Source organism: Cryptosporangium sp. NPDC051539, assembly GCF_044454545.1.
Classification (GTDB): domain Bacteria; phylum Actinomycetota; class Actinomycetes; order Mycobacteriales; family Cryptosporangiaceae; genus Cryptosporangium.
Genome location: NZ_JBITDV010000014.1, coordinates 1 through 16293, shown reverse-complemented (window position 1 = coordinate 16293; position 16293 = coordinate 1). Strand labels below are relative to the sequence as shown.

Below are 16293 nucleotides of genomic sequence, written 5' to 3'. Positions count from 1 at the left end.
TTCGTCATCCCCGGTAGAAGAACCAACGCGGCCACCGGACGGCTACCGGGCCGGTGGGCGAATGGCTTGGCTCGCGCTGGCCGTCGTGCTCGTGGCCGAGGTGATGGACCTGCTCGACAGCACGATCGTCGGGGTCGCGTCGCCGGCGATCCGGGACGACCTCGGCGGCACGTACTCCTCGATCCAGTGGATCGCCGCCGGTTACACGCTGGCGTTCGCGGTCGGCCTGATCACCGCCGCCCGCCTCGGCGACCTGTACGGACGCAAGCGCCTGTTCGTGATCGGCGTGCTGGGCTTCACGCTGAGCTCGGCCGCGTGCGCGCTGGCGGTCTCGCCGGGGACGCTGATCGGGTTCCGGATCATCCAGGGCCTGTTCGCCGCGCTGCTGATCCCGCAGGGCTTCGGGCTGGTCAGGGCCGTGTTCCCGCCCGATCAGCTCGGCAAGGCGTTCGCGCTGTTCGGGCCGGTGATGGGGCTGTCGGCGGTGGCCGGGCCGATCGTCGGCGGGGCGCTGGTCGACGCCGACCTCTTCGGCACCGGCTGGCGGATGATCTTCCTGATCAACCTCCCACTCGGCGTCGCGGCGCTGGTCGGCGCGCTGACCGTGCTGCGCGAAGACAAGACCGCGTCGGCCGACGGGCTCGATCCGTGGGGGGCCGGGCTCGCCACCGCGGGGGCGTTCCTGCTGGTGTTCCCTCTGGTCCAGGGCAACGAGCTGGACTGGCCGGCCTGGATCTTCGGGTGTCTGGCGCTGGGTGTGCTGCTGTTCGCGGTGCTGGCCCGGCACCTCGTGCGGCGTTCACGGGCGGGGCGGACGCCGCTGGTCATGCCGAGCCTGTTCGGTAAGCGCAGCTTCAGCAGTGCGCTGGTGGTCGGGTTGCTGTTCTTCGCGGCGATGGCCGGGCTGATGCTGGCGCTCACGCTCTACCTGCAACTCGGCCTCGGCTACAGCCCGCTGCGCGCCGGTCTGACCGTCGGTCCGTGGCCGTTCGGCGTCGCGATCGGCGCCGGTCTGGCGATGGGCCTGCTCGTGCCTCGCTTCGGACGCTGGGTGATCGTCGGCTCGTCGCTGGTGATGGGCGCGGGTATCGCCGGAGTCTGGCTCACGCTGCAGCTCGCCGGGACGTCGGTGAGCAGCATCGAGTTCGCGCCCGCGCTGCTGGTGGCCGGGATCGGCATGGGCGGGGTCGTCGCGCCGTTCTTCGACATCGCGCTGGGCGACGTGGGCGACGACGAGGTCGGTTCGGCCAGCGGGCTGCTCAACGCGGTCCAGCAGCTGGGCGCGTCGGTCGGCGTCGCGGTGCTGACCACGGTGTTCGTCGCGCTGCTCGGCGGGGCGGCGTCGGGCGGGGCGACGTCGGTGACACCCACGCTGCGGACGGAGCTGGCCGCTGCGGGGGTACCTACGGCGGAGATACCTGACGTAGTCAGGCAGTTCCGGGCCTGCGTGCACGACCGGGCGACGTCGGACGACCCGGCGGCGGTTCCGGCCAGTTGCCGGGGCTCGGTCTCGCCGGAGGTCGGTGCCGTGCTGGCGAAGGAAGGCCAGGCCGCGACGAAGCAGATCTTCACCGAGGCGGCGAAGAAGTTGCTGCTGATCGACGCGAGCCTGCTGGTCGTGCTAGCCGCGCTGTCGTTCCTGCTTCCGCAGAAGGCCCGGCCGGAAGAGGACCTGACCGCACCTCCGGCCACGGCGGACGACGATTCGCCGCGTCGGCCGGCCGACGCGTCGGCGGCAGAAACGCCGGCCGCCCGGGCGTCCGCCTCGACGTAGTGGACCGAGGCACGACAACGGCGGGCCACCCTGGGGCGGCCCGCCGTTCGCGGGTCGGAGTCCGGACGCCGTCAGATGCGGTCGGCCGCGGAAGGGTCGGAGTCGCGGAGGAACTGGGCGCAGCGGGCGGCCTCGTCGGACTCACCGATCTCGAGCGCGGCGCGCGCGAGCGCGTTCAGCGCCCGCAGGAAGCCCTGGTTGCCCTCGTGCGAGAACGGCACCGGACCGTGGCCCTTCCAGCCGTTACGGCGGAGCGCGTCGAGCCCCCGGTGGTAACCGGTGCGCGCGTAGGCGTACGAGGCGACCGCATCACCCTTCGCGAAGGCCTGATCGGCGAGCACGGCCCACGCGCCGCTGCTGGTCGGGTACCGGGCCGCTACGGCGGACGGGTCTTCTTCGCCTGCGGACGCCGCTCGTACCGCCTCGAGTTCCTCCGGGTCCTCCGGCAGGAGCGTGGCGGGCGGCTGCGGAAGGAGGTCACGGGGAAGGCTCATGGGTTCATCCTGACGCGCGGGAGGACGTGGGGGGACCACGGCTCCTCCAGGTGTGGGCAGTATTACGCGACGCATCGCAGTCACTAGCGAGCAATAACAACTCATCGAGCGGAAACCATGCCGCGCGTTCTCCGGAAACTCGGCGGAAACTCCAGGTGTCCAGTTGCGTGCGTCGGCACCATGGCGTGGTGGACTCGACTCCGGACGAAATAGAGAGCCTGGCCGAACTACGCATCTGGATCGACAAACGCACCCTCTCCGGGCTGGCGATCCAGGGCCTCGACCTCACCGAGGTGGCCTTCGACGACGTCACGGTCGACGACACGCTGTTCCTCGGATGCCGGCTCGATCGCTCCACGGCTGCCGATCTGGTGGCCCGCGGCGCGTCCGTCGTGCCCGAATTGGCCCATGCGCCCTATCCGACACACCCGTCCGCGCTTTATACAGCGGCACAGCTGACGCGTGGATTTGAAACGGGCGGCTTCGCCGGGATGTACGACTCCGTCGTGTACCAGCATTTCGTGGCGCACGGCGGAGCACTTCCGCCGATCCGGGAGGCGCTGTCGCAGCGGCTGCACGACCACGGCATCGACGACGCACTGGGCGACGCACTGGCGCAGTGGAAAGCGTCGCTCGGCGGGCCGGTCGTCGGTGTGATGGGCGGCCACGCGGAGCCCCGGGGGTCGGCGGCGTACCGGGCCGCGGCAGCGCTGGGCAGCGCGCTGGCCTCGGCGGGCGCGCTGGTGCTCACCGGTGGCGGGCCGGGCGTGATGGAGGCGGCGAACCTCGGGGCTTACGTACCGGATCCCTCGGTGGTCGACGAGTTGGCCTCGGTGCCGTCGTTCACCGACCACGACCCGTTCACGGCCTCGGCACTGGCGATCCGGGCCCGGTACCCGGTTTCCGACCCCTGGGCGGGCGGGTTGTCGATTCCGACGTGGTTGTACGGGCACGAACCGGCCAACCTGTTCGCCGGTCAGATCGCGAAGTACTTCTCGAACGCGATCCGGGAAGACACGATCCTGCGGGCCTGCCGGGGAGGCATCGTGTTCGCGCCGGGCCGGGCCGGCACCGTGCAGGAGGTGTTCCAGGCGGCGACGAAGGCCTACTACGCGAGCGACGGAGCGTCCGGGCCGATGATCTTCCTGGGGCGTCGCTACTGGACGGAGGAACTGCCGGTCGAGGCGCTGCTGGGTCCGCTGCTGGCCGACGCGCCGACCGAGCCGCCGCCGGTGCTGCTGACGGACGACGTCGCCGAGGCCGTGGCGCTGTTGACGGGTGGCTGAGCTCGCACGGCCCGGCCGTCGAACCGTGCGAGCTCCACCGCGGCCTACTTCGCGGTGCCGGTCGAGCGCAGGGACTGGCAGGCTTCGACCACCCGGGCGGCCATTCCGGCCTCGGCGGCCTTCCCCCACGCGCGCGGGTCGTAGGTCTTCTTGTTGCCGACCTCGCCGTCGATCTTCAGCACGCCGTCGTAGTTCTTGAGCATGTGGTCGGCGACCGGCCGCGTGAACGCGTACTGCGTGTCGGTGTCCACGTTCATCTTCACGACGCCGTAGTCCAGCGCCTCGTGGATCTCCTCCAGCAGCGAGCCCGACCCACCGTGGAACACCAGGTCGAACGGCTTCGAGCCGGCGGCAAGGCCCAATTTGTCGGATGCGACCTCCTGGCCGCGCTTGAGCACGTCCGGGCGCAGCTTGACGTTGCCCGGCTTGTAGACGCCGTGCACGTTGCCGAACGTCGCGGCCAGCAGGTAGCGGCCCTTCTCACCGGAGCCGAGCGCGTCGATCGTGTGCAGGAAGTCGCCCTCGGCGGTGTACAGCTTCTCGTTGATCTCGTGGGCGACGCCGTCTTCCTCGCCGCCCACGACGCCGATCTCGATTTCTAGGACGATCTTCGCCGCCGCCGCCTGGGCCAGCAGTTCCTGGGCGATCTTCAGGTTCTCGTCCAGGTCGATCGCCGAGCCGTCCCACATGTGCGACTGGAACAGCGGGTTCTCGCCGGCCTCGACCCGGTCCTGGCTGATCTTCAGCAGCGGCCGGACGAAACCGTCGAGCTTGTCCTTCGGGCAGTGGTCGGTGTGCAGCGCGATGTTGATCGAGTACTTCTTCGCGACCTCGTGCGCGAACGCGGCCAGCGCGACCGAGCCGGTCACCATGTCCTTCACCGTCGGGCCGGAGAGGTACTCGGCACCACCGGTGGACACCTGGATGATGCCGTCGCTCTCCGCCTCGGCGAAGCCACGGATGGCCGCGTTCAGGGTCTGCGAGGAGGACACGTTGATCGCCGGGTAGGCGAAGGAACCAGCCTTCGCCTTGTCCAGCATCTCGGCGTACACCTCGGGGGTGGCGATGGGCATCAGTGCGCTCCTCAGATCGCTGGCTCTCTGACCCCGCAGTATTCCTTGCCGCCGGACGACGCCGCAGCCGCCCGGGGTCGCAAAGGGGTGAGGATCACGCCAACTCGGGCACTTCCTCTCGCGCGGCGTCCGTTTCACGGGAAACCGGCACGTTCGACGGCGGCTCGGCAGGCGCCCGGACCAGTACCAGTGCCGCCAGACCGACCACCGCGGCGGCGATCGCGCCGAACAGCATCAGCCGGTCCAGCCCGGCGGCACCGGCAGCCCGGGCCGCGGCCGCGACCGTCTCCCGCAGCGGGGCCGGAACCGCGTTCGCGATCTGCGTACCGGCTCCCGACCCGGCCGCGTCGGCGAGCCGGTCGACCGGGAGCCCGGAGCCGTCGAGCCGCGAAGTCACCTCGTCACCGACCCGGGCCTGGAAGACCACGCCCCAGATCGCGACTCCCGCGGCCACACCGACCTGCCGCAGCGTGTTGACCACGCCGGTGGCCATCCCGGCACGTGCCGGTTCGACCGCGGCCAGCGACACCGACGACACGACCGCACCCTGCACGCCCATCCCGAGCCCGGCGATGACGAAGCCGGGGATCAGCGCGGTCCACGGCGAGGAGCCGTCGAGCTGGGTCATCAGCCCCATGCCGAGCGCGGCCAGCAGCACGCTTCCGCCGACGGTCAGCCGGGGCGAGACCCGGTGCGCGAGTTGTGCGGCGACGGGCGCCGCGACGAACGACGCCACGGTCATCGGCAGGAACCGCAGACCGGCCTCGAACGGCGTGTACCCGAGCGTGTTGAGGAAGTACAGCGACAGGTAGGTGGTGGCTCCGACCAGCGCGGCCGAGACCGTGAAGACCGAGAGGGCCGCGCCGCTGAAGGTCGTCGACCGGAACAGGCCCAGGTCCATCATCGGCTGCGCCGCCGTCGCCTGCCGCACCAGGAAACCCGCGACGAGGACGCCTGCGACGACGAAGAGCCCGACGATCTCCGGCGAACCCCAGCCGTCGTCGTGCCCGCGGATGAGCCCGAGCAGGAGCGTGAACAGCCCCGCGGTGAGCAGCGCGGTACCAGGCCAGTCGGCCTTGCGCGGGTTCTCCGGACGCGACTCCGACAGCCTGAGCGCGGTGATGACCAGGGCGGCGAGCCCGATCGGGACGTTGATCAGGAAGATCCAGCGCCAGCCAGGACCGTCGACCAGCGCGCCACCGACCAGCGGGCCGACCGCGGTCGCGCCGGTGAGCGTGGCACCGAACGCGCCGATCGCGCCTGCCCGGCCCTTCGGATCCGGGAACGCGGCCCCGATCAGCGGCAGCGCGGTGCCGAACAGCAGCGCCGAACCGGTGCCCTGAACTGCGCGGAACGCATCCAGTGAGAGCGCCGACCAGGCGAGTGCGCAAGCCAGCGAGCCGAGCGTGAACAGCGCCAGCCCGGCGGCGAAGATCCGGCGGCGTCCGATGCGGTCACCGAGCGTCGCGGCCGTGAGGAGCAGGCCGGCCAGCGGCAGCGTGTAGGCGTCCACTACCCACTGCAGCTCACCGAGGTCGGCGTTGAAGTCGCGCTGGAGGTCGCCGAGCGCGACGGCGACCACGGTCAGGTCCAGCAAGAGCATGAACACGGCGGCGCAGACGACTAGCAGCGTCCAACCGGGATGCCTGGCTTTCATGGCGGATCTCCGCTCAGTGTACGTGTGTAGCCCTACAGCCGTAGGTGTACGCGCGTAGCCCATTCCGAGTCAAGGAGGTAATCTCGCCGTCATGACCGTTGACGCGGAGGGGAAGGTCTGGCCCCGACGACGCCCGGCGCGCAGAGGCGAGGGCGACCGGCTGCGCGACGACATCATCAACGCGGCCTGCGCGCTGCTGGAGGAGAGCGGCGATACGAGCGCGCTGTCACTGCGCGCGGTCGCCCGCAAGACCGGCGTCGCCACGACCTCGATCTACCTGCACTTCGAAGACCTCAACGCGCTTCTCCGAGCGGTGAAGTCCTGGTGGCTCGACCTGCTGGCCGAAGAGGTCGAAGCAGCGGCGGCCGGTGCCGGCGACGACCCTCGAGACCGCGTTCGCGCGATCGCTCACGCCTACGTCAACGCGGCGACGAACGAGCCGGCGCGTTACCAGGTGCTGTTCTCGTCCGAGATCACGCCCCCGACCGCAGGCGTCCCTTACCTGGGCGTGCGGGCCTACGGCTCGGTGCTCGAGCGGGTCCGCGAGGCCCTTCCCGCCTCGGCCGACGCCGACATGGTCACGCTGCAGTTCTGGTGCGCGCTCCACGGCCTGGTGACGCTGCGCCAGACGCGGCCGAGGTTCCCCTGGCCCGACCTCGCACTCCAGGTCGACGACCTGGCGACGCGCCTGATCGACTCAGCGGCGCAGGGCGTCTGACGCAGCCCTGGCCGCGACCAGCACCGGATCCCAGACCGGCGAGAACGGCGGCGCGTACCCCAGGTCGAGGCCGGTCATCTCGTCGACGGTCATCTGGTTCCAGATCGCGACCGCGAGGACGTCGATCCGCTTGGCACCTCCGGCCCCGCCGACGATCTGCCCGCCGAGCAGGCGTCCGCTGCCCTTCTCGGCGATCAGTTTCACGGTGACCTTGGCGGCGTCGGGGTAGTAGCCGGCCACGGTGTTGGACACGATAGTGGCGGTCTCGTACGCGAAGCCCGCCGCTTCGGCCTCTTTCTCCTGCAGGCCGGTGCGGGCGATCTCGAGGTCGCAGACCTTGCTCACCGCGGTGCCGACGACACCCGGGAACGTCGCGTAGCCGCCGCCGATGTTGATGCCGGCGACCCGGCCCTGCTTGTTCGCGTGGGTGCCGAGCGGGATCGCGGCCGAGCGTCCGGTGACGCGGTGGAGCACCTCGACGCAGTCGCCGGCGGCCCAGAAGCCCTCGTGCCCGGGTATCCGCATCCGGCGGTCGGTGACGATGCCGTGGCTGGGCCCGATCGGCAGTCCCGCGTCCTGCGCCAGCTGCACCGAAGGCCGGGTGCCGAGGCCCAGCACGACGACGTCCGCGTCGAACGTGCCGTCGCTGGTGGTGACGGCCTTCGCCCAGCCGTCGCGGGTCTCGATCCCCTGCACGGTGACCCCGGTGCGGACGTCGACCTGGTAGCCGCGCAGGGCGTCGGCGACCAACGCACCCATGTCCTCATCGAGCGTGTGCATCGGCTGATCGCCGCGCTCGATGAGCGTCACCTCGAGGTCGTGACGGATCAGCGCCTCGGCCATCTCGACGCCGATGTAGCCGCCACCGATGACGACCGCGCGTTTCGCTGTTCGCTTCCGGATGGACGCGCTGACCGCTTCGCCGTCGTCCAGCGTCTGGACGCCGTGCACGCCCTTGGCGTCGATGCCGGGCCAGTCGGGGCGCTCCGGCTGGCCGCCGGTGGCGATCATCAGCTGGTCGAACGCGTGCGTGCTCTCGTCGCCGTAGGGCTCACGGACCGTGACCGTACGGTTCCGCACGTCGATGCCGGTGACGGTGTGACCGGTACGGACGTCGATGTCCCGCTCGCGGTGCTGCTCCGCCGTCCGGGCGATCAGGTCGTCCTGCTCCTCGACGAGCCCGCCGATCCAGTACGGAATGCCGCACGCGGAGTACGAGGTGTGCGCGCTCCGCTCGAACGCGAGAATTTCCAGGTCGCGCTTGTCCCGGCGCTTCCGCGCCTGACTGGCCGCACTCATACCGGCCGCATCGGCCCCGATGACGATCAGACGCTCTCCCACTCGGCTCACGCTAACGCCTGTCGCGCCACCTGTTCGGCAGGTGACGCACGGTAGGCGCTCAACGGGGCTCAGTAGGGGCACAGGGCGGCCACGGTAGCCTCGGGCCGTGCAGGTATCCCAGACCGTTTCCGCCGCCAACGAGCTGCTCGCCGCGAACCCGATCGATCCGCAGTATCTGCTGACGACGTTCGGCCTGTTCGGAGTCTGGGCGATCCTGTTCGCCGAGACCGGGCTTCTGGTGGGTTTCTTCCTTCCCGGCGACTCGCTGCTCTTCCTGGCCGGAATCGCCACGTCCGCGACCGGCGCGAAGATCGTCGGCGCGCCGCTGAACCTGGCCGGGATGCTGATCGGGGGTCCGATCTTCGCGGTACTGGGTGCCCAGTTCGGGCACTTCCTCGGCGCGCGGTACGGCCGGAAACTGTTCGACCGCCCCAACACCAGAATCTTCAAGGGCATCTACGTCCAGAAGGCGGAGCAGGCGTTCGAGAAGTTCGGTCCGGCGAGGGCCGTGGTGTTCGCGCGATTCATTCCGATCGTGCGCACGTTCCTGAACCCGGTGGCCGGAATGCTCGGCATGCCGGCCAGGCAGTTCTTCGTGTGGAACGTCGTCGGCGCGGTTCTCTGGACCGACGGGATCGTGCTGCTGGGCTATTTCCTGGGTGACGTCGTCGACGAGAACTTCCCGATCGACAAGTACCTGGTGCCCGGAATCGCCGTCATCATCTTGCTCTCGATCCTTCCGGTGCTGATCGAGATGGTTCGCAACCGGCGGCACAAGAAGGTCGACACGGTGGCTCCCGAGGCGTCCGAAGAGCCTCCGTTGAGCTCGCCCACCCCGCCGTCGTACTGAGCGTTGTCGGATACTCGACCGGGCGCGGCCGGACGCCGGACCCGGCTGGCTCCGCGCTGCTAGTCTCCAGCCAGCTCAGCCGTGGCATCGGCGTAGGAGAAGGCACATGACGACGTCGGCGGGCGATCTCGGTCCGTTCACCGGTCTGCGCCTGATTCATGCCACGCCCACCGTCGAGCTGTTCACCGGCTTCGAGCGCAACGGCAGGCGTCCGGTGGTGCTGATCGCACTCACGGAAACCGCCGGGCGCGACCCGAACTGGTCGGCCGAGTTCACCGACGCGGTGGCGAAGGATGCCACGACGCTGGGGCCGCTCGACGTTCCGGTGCACGTCAGCGATTTATACGGACGCCGGCCCTGGGCCGCTTCGAGGATCGTGCCCGGGCGACGAGGGGCCGAGCGGATCCTGGCTGCTCTGCCCGGCGCCGTCCCGGAGGGCACCGACCCGGGCGCTCTGCTCCTGGGCCCGCGCCCGGGTCATCCGCAGCCCCCGGGGATGCCTCCGGGTGGACCGCACCAGGGCCACCCGGGCAGCGCGCCCCAGGGCGGCACACACGGAGGCCCCCAGGGACCGCCGCAGGCCCGAATGCCCCACGGCGGGCCACAGGGCGGGATGGCCCAGAGCGGGGCGCAGCCCGGGATGGCCCAGAGCGGGGCGCAGCCCGGGATGGCCCAGGCCGGGCAGCAGGGCGGAGTACCCCACGGTGGGCCGCAGCAGGGCGGGGCGCAGGCCGGGATGACGCAGGGCGGGCCGCAGCAGGGCGGGCCACCACAGGGCAGGCCGCAGCCCGGAATGCCCCAGGCCGGGCCGCAGCAGGGCGGGGCGCAGCAGGGCGGGGCGCAGGCCGGGATGACGCAGGGCGGGCCGCAGCACGGTGGGCCGCAGCTGGGCGGCGGGAAGCAGGGTGGGTCGCAGGTCGCGGCGGGGCCGGGCCAGCAGCAGGCGGGCGGGCCGCAGGGGGCTGCGTTCCCGCAGGCGGGGCAGGGCGGAGCGCCTCCGCAGATGGGCCAGCCGCAGAGCGGTCTGCCCTATCACGGCGCGCCCTCGCCGGGCCAACCGCAGGCGAGCGCTCCGGCCGGACCGCAACAGAACACGTCGCAGCAGCCGCACGCCTACGGCGCCGGGCAACAGGCCTACGGCGGGCCGCTGCCGGGCCGAGTTCACGATGGCGCCCACCAGTCCGGCGAGGCCCAGCCGGGCGGACAGCCGATCCAGGCACAGGACAGTGCGGCGGGCACGCCCGATGGCGGGCAAGCCCGGGCCGGGCAGGCGCAGGCCGGGCAGGCCCAGGACCGGCAAGCGCAGGACCGGCAAGCGCAGGACCGGCAAGCGCAGGACCGGCAAGCGCAGGACCGGCAAGCGCAGGACCGGCAAGCGCAGGACGTTCACCTGCGGGGCAGCGGGTTGTCGCACGCAGGTGGTGCGCCGCACACGGGTGATGCCTCGTCGGCCGGTGTCACGCCTCAGCTCGGCGACGCGGCCCCAATCGGCGACTGGGCCCGGCCGCACAACCCGGCCACCCCGGGCGGCGCGGCCCAGCCAGGCAGCGCGGCCCAGCCAGACAGCGCGCCCCAGCCAGACAGCGCGCCCCAGCCAGACAGCGCGCCCCAGCCAGACAGCGCGCCCCAGCCAGACAGCGCGCCCCAGCCAGGCAGGGCGCAGCACGCAGCCAGCGCAGCTCAGCCAGACAGCGCGCCCCGGGCAGGCAGCGCCGCCCACGGAGGCAGCGCGGCTGAGGCAGGCAGCGCGGCCCAGGACGGTGGGATGGCTCGGGCGGGCGACGCGAGCCAGAGGGATGACGCGGCTCGGAGGAGCGGGGCGGCGGAGGGTGGAGCAGCGTCGGCGGGGCAGTCGCTCGTCGGCGGACACGGCGTGAACCCCGGGGCGCCGGTCAGCGATTCGGCTCAAACCGCGCCGATACCGCCGACCGGTTCTCCCGTGAACACGACCGGTCGGGGCGCCGAGCCGATCACGTCTGCGGCGGGCGGTTCGCCGGTGGTAGCGGGCGGTAGTCCGCAGGACTTCGGGTCTCCGATCCAGCCTCCGGGCTCCCCGATCCAGGTCGCCCTCGGCAGCCCGGGCGGGCGAGGCACCCCCGGCGGTCAGGTCGGCGACAGCGGACCCCGCGCCGAGGGAGCCCCGAAGCTCGGGCCACTTCCCCCGGGAGCCCGGCACCCCACGGTCCCGATCCCGCACGCCGGCCCGGCTCCCCAAACCCCGCCGCCCCAGACTCTGCCGCCCCACTCGATGGGGCCTCCGGGCGCCCATCCGACCCACCTGACCGGCCCTCCCGGCACTCCGGGCGGCCTGGGAGCCCAGAACGCCCTGGCAACGCCCGGTACCCTTCCCGCCCCCGGCACCCCTGGCGGCGCCCCCGCCTCCGGCCCGCACGGTGCTCCCGGAGCCCCGATCGGCGTCGGCACCCCAGCAACCCCCGGTACCCCCGGCGGACCCGGTGCACCCGGCGGCCTTGGCGGACCTGGCACACCCGGTGCACCCGGTGCACCCGGCGGATCCGGCCCGCCCAGCGGCCTTGGCGGACCTGGCACGCCCGGTGCACCCGGCGGGCCGGGAGGTCCCGGGGGGCTCCGTGGGCCGGGCGGGGGTATCGGGGTCAACACCGGGGCTTACGCGCTCCCGCAGGGGCTCCCGGGGCGCCAGCCGACGCGGCGTAGCTCCCGGGCGGGGCTCGTCGTCGGGCTGGCGATAATCGCCGTGGTCGCCGTGGTCGTCTGTGGCATCGGCGCGATCTTCGTGGTCAGCGGCGACAGCAAGAGCGACCAGTCCAGCAACGCCTCGGCCCCCAACGACCGTCCGCCGGCCGCGCCGTCCGCTACGTCCAGTCTCGCTTCCCCGACCGGCGACCTCCCCGAGTTCAAGAAGATGCTCCCGGTCATCGTCACCGGCGCGGTCTACGACCAGGGCGAACAGACCGACATCATCGCCGAGGCCGGCTGGCCGTTCGCGTTCCGCGTGCCGACCGGGTGGCGCTGCAACTCGGCCCAGATCATCGACGGCGACAACAGCGCCGGCCTCGAGTGCCGACCGCCCGGCGAGTCGAACACTCTGCTGCAAGTCGGCCTGCGCGCCTGCGACCAGCCCTGCGACCCCACGACCCGAGACCTCATGAACCGCGACATCGCGCGCGAGGCCCTCACCGAGGGTGACGCGACAACGAGTTACGCCGAGATGGCCGACGGTCGGGACAACGTCTACGGCCTCCTCGTGAGCCACTTCTTCGGCCCCGAGCCCGGCAAGCAACCGACGTGGCAAGTAGTGGTCCGCGGACGCAGCCCGCATACCGATCGGGCAGCCGTCCAGAAAGTGGCAAACGATATCCGGACACAGACACCCTAACTTTCCCGACCTGGAGTTTCAGGTCTGTTACTGGACTTACACCCGGGGCTCGACGGACGCTAGAGATGCGATGGGCGTGTAGCCTCGGCCGGGCTGACCCGTGTCTCCGGGCCGAACGCCGGACCTGGGTACGCGCCTGCCCGAGGCGAGTGGAGCGAGAACCCCGATGACCCAACCCGGCGACGACTTAGGCGCGTTCACCCAAGTCAGACTGGTGCATCACGCTGCGGTGGCCGACCTGTTCAGCGGCCTCGACCAGACCGGGCGCCCGGTCGTCATGATCGCGCTGACACCGGAAGCGGGCGCGGACGCGGCCTGGCGTAGTGCGTTCGCGGACCTCGTCAACCGTGATCGGCAGTCGGTGAATCCGGCCGATCCGCAGTTCGTCGCGGCGCACGCGGGTGAGCTGCAGGGTCCGCGGCCGTGGGTGGCCAGCCGGTTCGAGCCGGGGCGCCGGGGCGTCGAGCGGATCCTGAACGTGATTCCGCAGGCCGTGCCGCCGGGTGCGGACCCGACGGCGATGGTCGGTTCCGCCCTCTTCGCGGCCGGAACCCCCGCGCCGCCCCCGGCCGCGCCGCCCCAGGCCGCCCCTCCGCAATCTGCCCCGCCCCAGGCCGCGGCCCCCCAGTCCGGCCCGCCCCAGTCCGGCCCACCCCAGTCAGCGCCGTGGGCACCACCGGGCCAGGCGGCCGGCCCGGCGCCGGGTCAAGATCCGGGCCAGGCGCTGAACGCCTACCAGCCCGCACCGAACGGCTACCCGGGCCAACAGCCCTACCCCGGCCCCCAGCCCATGGGTGGCCAGCCCCCACTGGGCCAGCCCTCACTGGGCCAGCCGCCGGTCGGCCCTCCCCCGATGGGCGGCCCGGACAACGGCCAGGCCCCCTACCCCGGGCACATCCAGTACCCCGGCCAACCCCAGTACCCCGCCCAGCCCCAGGCTCAGTACCCCGGCCAGGCTCAGTACCCCGGCCAGGCCCACCCCGCCCAGGCCCAGTACCCCGGCGCCCAGGTACCCAGCCAGCCCGGCCCCCCACCCGCGGAACAGTTCTCCCCACCGGTGTCGTCCAGCCCGTTCTCGTCCCCGATCGGCTCGACCGACCCCACCGCACCCCCCCAATCCAGCCCGCCGATGTCAGCCCCACCCATGTCAGCCCCACCCATGTCCGGCCCACCCAACGGATCCCACTACGCCTCCGGCATCCCGGGCGAGCCCGCGCCCCAGTTCTACGACCCCCACGTCCCGAGCAGCCCGGCCGGCGCGTACGGCGCCCCGCCGCCCCCGGAGTCCTCGAGCCGCCGCGGCGGAATGCTGATCATCGGCCTCATCACGGCCGTCACCGCGCTCGTCATCGTCGCCGCCGGGTTCGCGGTCGTGTTCATCAACAGCGGCAACGACGACAAGGCGAAGACCACCGCCGCGCCGAAGCCGTCCCCGACCCAGGGCAACCTGCCGGCCCAGACCGCGGCGCCGAGCCCGACCCCGAGCAAGTCGCCGCTCCCGAGCACCACCCCGAAGATCCAGACCGACGTCCAGACCGTCAGCGTCGTCGGCCCGACCTGGCAGAACGAGGACAAGGTCTACGAGATGGGGCTGCCGGGCTGGCCGTTCGCGTTCCGTCTCCCCGAGGGCTGGGGCTGCCTGCGCGGCTCGATCGACTCCCTCCCGGACGCCAACGCCTGGCAGTGCGTCCGGGAAGAGGGCGAAAAGCACCAGCAGCGGATCAACATCATGCTGCGCCGTTGCCCGACCGGCTGTACGGCGGCCGAGCAGACGACGATGAACGAAGCCTGGTTCGACGACGAGGAAGAGCCGAATCTCAAGAAGTTCGACGCCACGACGACGTACGTCGAGATCCCGAAGAACAAGGACGGGTTCTACGCGGTCGACTTCAGCCACTTCTTCGCCGACAAGCCCGGCGGCACGCTGACCTACCAGGTCGGCATGTGGTTCCAGTCGCCGGACAAGTACAAGGAAGAGATGCAGAAGTCTCTCAACGACGTCCGCACCCAGGCGCCGCAGCCGAAGTGACGCGACCGCACCGGGCCGCCACCCGGCCGCCACCGCACCGGGCCGCCACCGCACCCGCGGCGGCGGCCGGACGACTCAGCTGAGGCCGAGCTCGGACGGGGTGTACGCCGCGCGGTACGGCAGTCCGGCGGCCTCGACCGTCGGGCCGGCGCCCCGGTCGACCACGACCGCCACGCCGACCACCTCGGCGCCCGCCGCGCGCAGTGCCTCGACCGCGGTCAGCACGCTTCCGCCGGTCGTCGACGTGTCTTCCACCGCGAGAACGCGCCGCCCGGCCACGTCCGGGCCTTCGATCCGCCGCTGCAGCCCGTGCGCCTTCTCACCCTTGCGGACGACGAACGCATCGAGCTTGCGGCCACGCGCCGAAGCGGCGTGGAGCATCGCGGTCGCGACCGGGTCGGCTCCCAGCGTCAGGCCGCCGACCGCGTCGTACGTCCAGTCGGCGGTCGTGTCGAGCAGGACACCGCCGATCAGCGGCGCCGCCGCGTGGTGCAGCGTCACCCGGCGCAGGTCGACGTAGTAGTCGGCCTCCCGGCCGCTGCTCAGGGTCACCTTGCCGTGCACCACGGCAAGGTCACGGATCAGGTCGAGAAGCTCATCACGATCGGCCACCCCACCACCCTAGTCAGCCCGCTACCGACGCCAGGATCTCCTTCTCCCGCTCCGGCGTGAGGCGCTGCTCCAACTCCGTCGGACGGTCGGCGTCCTCCGAGCGGGGCAGGCCGTGTTCGCGCACCCACTCCCACACGTCCGCCAACGACGACGCCAGCGGACGAATCGTCAGCCCGCTCTCGTACGCCTCCGACACCGGCATGTCCCACGAGTGACCCGCCAACGAGGCCGGCAACCAGAGCGGCAACTCCGTCCACGGCTCCACCGAAGCCTCCAGCAGTGCCTGGTCGGGAACCCACGTGAACCGCGCGTCCGAACCCGTGACCTCTCGGGCGGTCTCCAGCAACTCCCCGAACGTCTGCGTGCCGGCCCGCGAGTTCACGACGAACACCCCGGGTGGCGCCTGCAGCATCCACGCGGCCATGTCCCGCGAGTCGATCAGTGCAAACGGCTGATCCGGACGCCCCGGCGCCAGCACCTCGCCGCCCGACGCGACCCGCTGCACCCACCACGAGACCCGAGCGATGTTGTCCCGCGGCCCGAAGATCAGCCCGGCCCGGTTGATCGTCGTCGAATTCGGAAACGCCGCGAGAACCGCTCGCTCGCACCCCGCCTTCAGGTACCCGTAGTCGCCGTCGTCCGGGCCGGCGTCGGGTGGACAGTCGTGTATCCGGGAGTTCAACGACAGCGGCGAGTCCGGCCAACCCGGGTACACGTTCACCGTCGACACGAACACGTACCGGCCGACCCGACCGGCCAGCCGCTCGGCGCTCAGGGCCACCTCGCGCGGCACGTACCCCGACGTATCGATGCAGACGTCCCAAGAATCGGACCCCAGCGCCTCCAGCCCCGGCACGGTGGTCCGGTCCCCGGTTCGCGCATCGACCTCCGGCGGCAGCGTCCCGTGCAGGCCACGAGTGAGCGTCGTGACGTCCCAACCGGCATCCAGGGCGGTGCGGACCACCGCACTACCCAACAGCTTCGTCCCACCGAGCACGAGTAGTCGCATGTCTCCGAGCCTGGCCGCACGATCCGGCGAATCCCACCGATTCACCTACGAGCGAAGCGCCTTCTCCCAGTCCGTCCCGGGGGCGGGGGGGC

At 71.7% G+C, this 16293-nt stretch carries 13 protein-coding genes; 6 read left to right on the top strand and 7 right to left on the bottom strand.

Features of this window, described 5'->3' with window-relative positions; genetic code table 11:
• Window positions 1–61 precede the first annotated feature (61 nt).
• Window positions 62–1774 (top strand): DHA2 family efflux MFS transporter permease subunit, encoded by a 1713-nt coding sequence (locus ACIBZJ_RS35270; protein ID WP_395937556.1) that lies wholly within the window; start codon window positions 62–64, stop codon window positions 1772–1774.
• 71 nt (window positions 1775–1845) lie between these two features.
• On the opposite strand, the gene ACIBZJ_RS35265 is transcribed toward ACIBZJ_RS35270, so the two are convergent.
• Window positions 1846–2268 (bottom strand): DUF3151 domain-containing protein, encoded by a 423-nt coding sequence (locus ACIBZJ_RS35265; protein WP_395937554.1) that lies wholly within the window; start codon window positions 2266–2268, stop codon window positions 1846–1848.
• 188 nt (window positions 2269–2456) lie between these two features.
• Here ACIBZJ_RS35265 and ACIBZJ_RS35260 point away from each other — a divergent pair, with 188 nt between their 5' ends.
• Complete coding sequence (locus tag ACIBZJ_RS35260; RefSeq protein ID WP_395937552.1) at window positions 2457–3554, top strand: hypothetical protein; 1098 nt, start codon at window positions 2457–2459, stop codon at window positions 3552–3554.
• Between the two features lie 44 nt (window positions 3555–3598).
• Here the strand turns inward: ACIBZJ_RS35260 and fbaA are convergent, their stop codons facing one another.
• Window positions 3599–4627 carry a class II fructose-bisphosphate aldolase gene (gene fbaA / locus ACIBZJ_RS35255; protein WP_395937550.1) on the bottom strand — a complete coding sequence of 343 codons (1029 nt, stop codon included), beginning with the start codon at window positions 4625–4627 and terminating at the stop codon, window positions 3599–3601.
• 94 nt (window positions 4628–4721) lie between these two features.
• Window positions 4722–6284 (bottom strand): MFS transporter, encoded by a 1563-nt coding sequence (locus ACIBZJ_RS35250; protein ID WP_395937548.1) that lies wholly within the window; start codon window positions 6282–6284, stop codon window positions 4722–4724.
• A 91-nt stretch (window positions 6285–6375) separates the two neighbouring features.
• Between ACIBZJ_RS35250 and ACIBZJ_RS35245 the strand changes: the two genes are divergently transcribed.
• Window positions 6376–7002 carry a TetR/AcrR family transcriptional regulator gene (locus tag ACIBZJ_RS35245; protein WP_395937546.1) on the top strand — a complete coding sequence of 209 codons (627 nt, stop codon included), beginning with the start codon at window positions 6376–6378 and terminating at the stop codon, window positions 7000–7002.
• On the opposite strand, the gene ACIBZJ_RS35240 is transcribed toward ACIBZJ_RS35245, so the two are convergent.
• The gene (locus ACIBZJ_RS35240; protein WP_395937544.1) at window positions 6982–8343 is read right to left on the bottom strand and encodes an FAD-dependent oxidoreductase; all 1362 of its coding nucleotides are present in this window, start codon (window positions 8341–8343) and stop codon (window positions 6982–6984) included. The genes ACIBZJ_RS35245 and ACIBZJ_RS35240 overlap by 21 nt on opposite strands.
• 106 nt (window positions 8344–8449) lie before the next feature.
• Here ACIBZJ_RS35240 and ACIBZJ_RS35235 point away from each other — a divergent pair, with 106 nt between their 5' ends.
• Window positions 8450–9193, top strand: a complete 744-nt coding sequence (locus tag ACIBZJ_RS35235) for a DedA family protein (RefSeq protein WP_395937542.1) — start codon at window positions 8450–8452, stop codon at window positions 9191–9193.
• A gap of 340 nt (window positions 9194–9533) precedes the next feature.
• Here the strand turns inward: ACIBZJ_RS35235 and ACIBZJ_RS35230 are convergent, their stop codons facing one another.
• Window positions 9534–10568: a hypothetical protein gene (locus ACIBZJ_RS35230; protein WP_395937540.1), complete on the bottom strand. Its 1035-nt coding sequence runs from the start codon at window positions 10566–10568 to the stop codon at window positions 9534–9536.
• A gap of 1341 nt (window positions 10569–11909) precedes the next feature.
• Here ACIBZJ_RS35230 and ACIBZJ_RS35225 point away from each other — a divergent pair.
• Together ACIBZJ_RS35225 and ACIBZJ_RS35220 are read left to right on the top strand one after the other, a co-directional pair.
• Window positions 11910–12551 (top strand): hypothetical protein, encoded by a 642-nt coding sequence (locus tag ACIBZJ_RS35225; protein WP_395937538.1) that lies wholly within the window; start codon window positions 11910–11912, stop codon window positions 12549–12551.
• Window positions 12552–12717: 166 nt separating this feature from the next.
• Window positions 12718–14580, top strand: a complete 1863-nt coding sequence (locus ACIBZJ_RS35220) for a hypothetical protein (RefSeq protein ID WP_395937536.1) — start codon at window positions 12718–12720, stop codon at window positions 14578–14580.
• 75 nt (window positions 14581–14655) lie between these two features.
• Here the strand turns inward: ACIBZJ_RS35220 and pyrE are convergent, their stop codons facing one another.
• Window positions 14656–15192, bottom strand: coding sequence for an orotate phosphoribosyltransferase (pyrE, locus tag ACIBZJ_RS35215; RefSeq protein ID WP_395937534.1), 537 nt, complete (start codon window positions 15190–15192; stop codon window positions 14656–14658).
• A gap of 13 nt (window positions 15193–15205) precedes the next feature.
• Window positions 15206–16201: a hypothetical protein gene (locus tag ACIBZJ_RS35210; protein ID WP_395937532.1), complete on the bottom strand. Its 996-nt coding sequence runs from the start codon at window positions 16199–16201 to the stop codon at window positions 15206–15208.
• Between the last annotated feature and the right edge of the window lie 92 nt (window positions 16202–16293).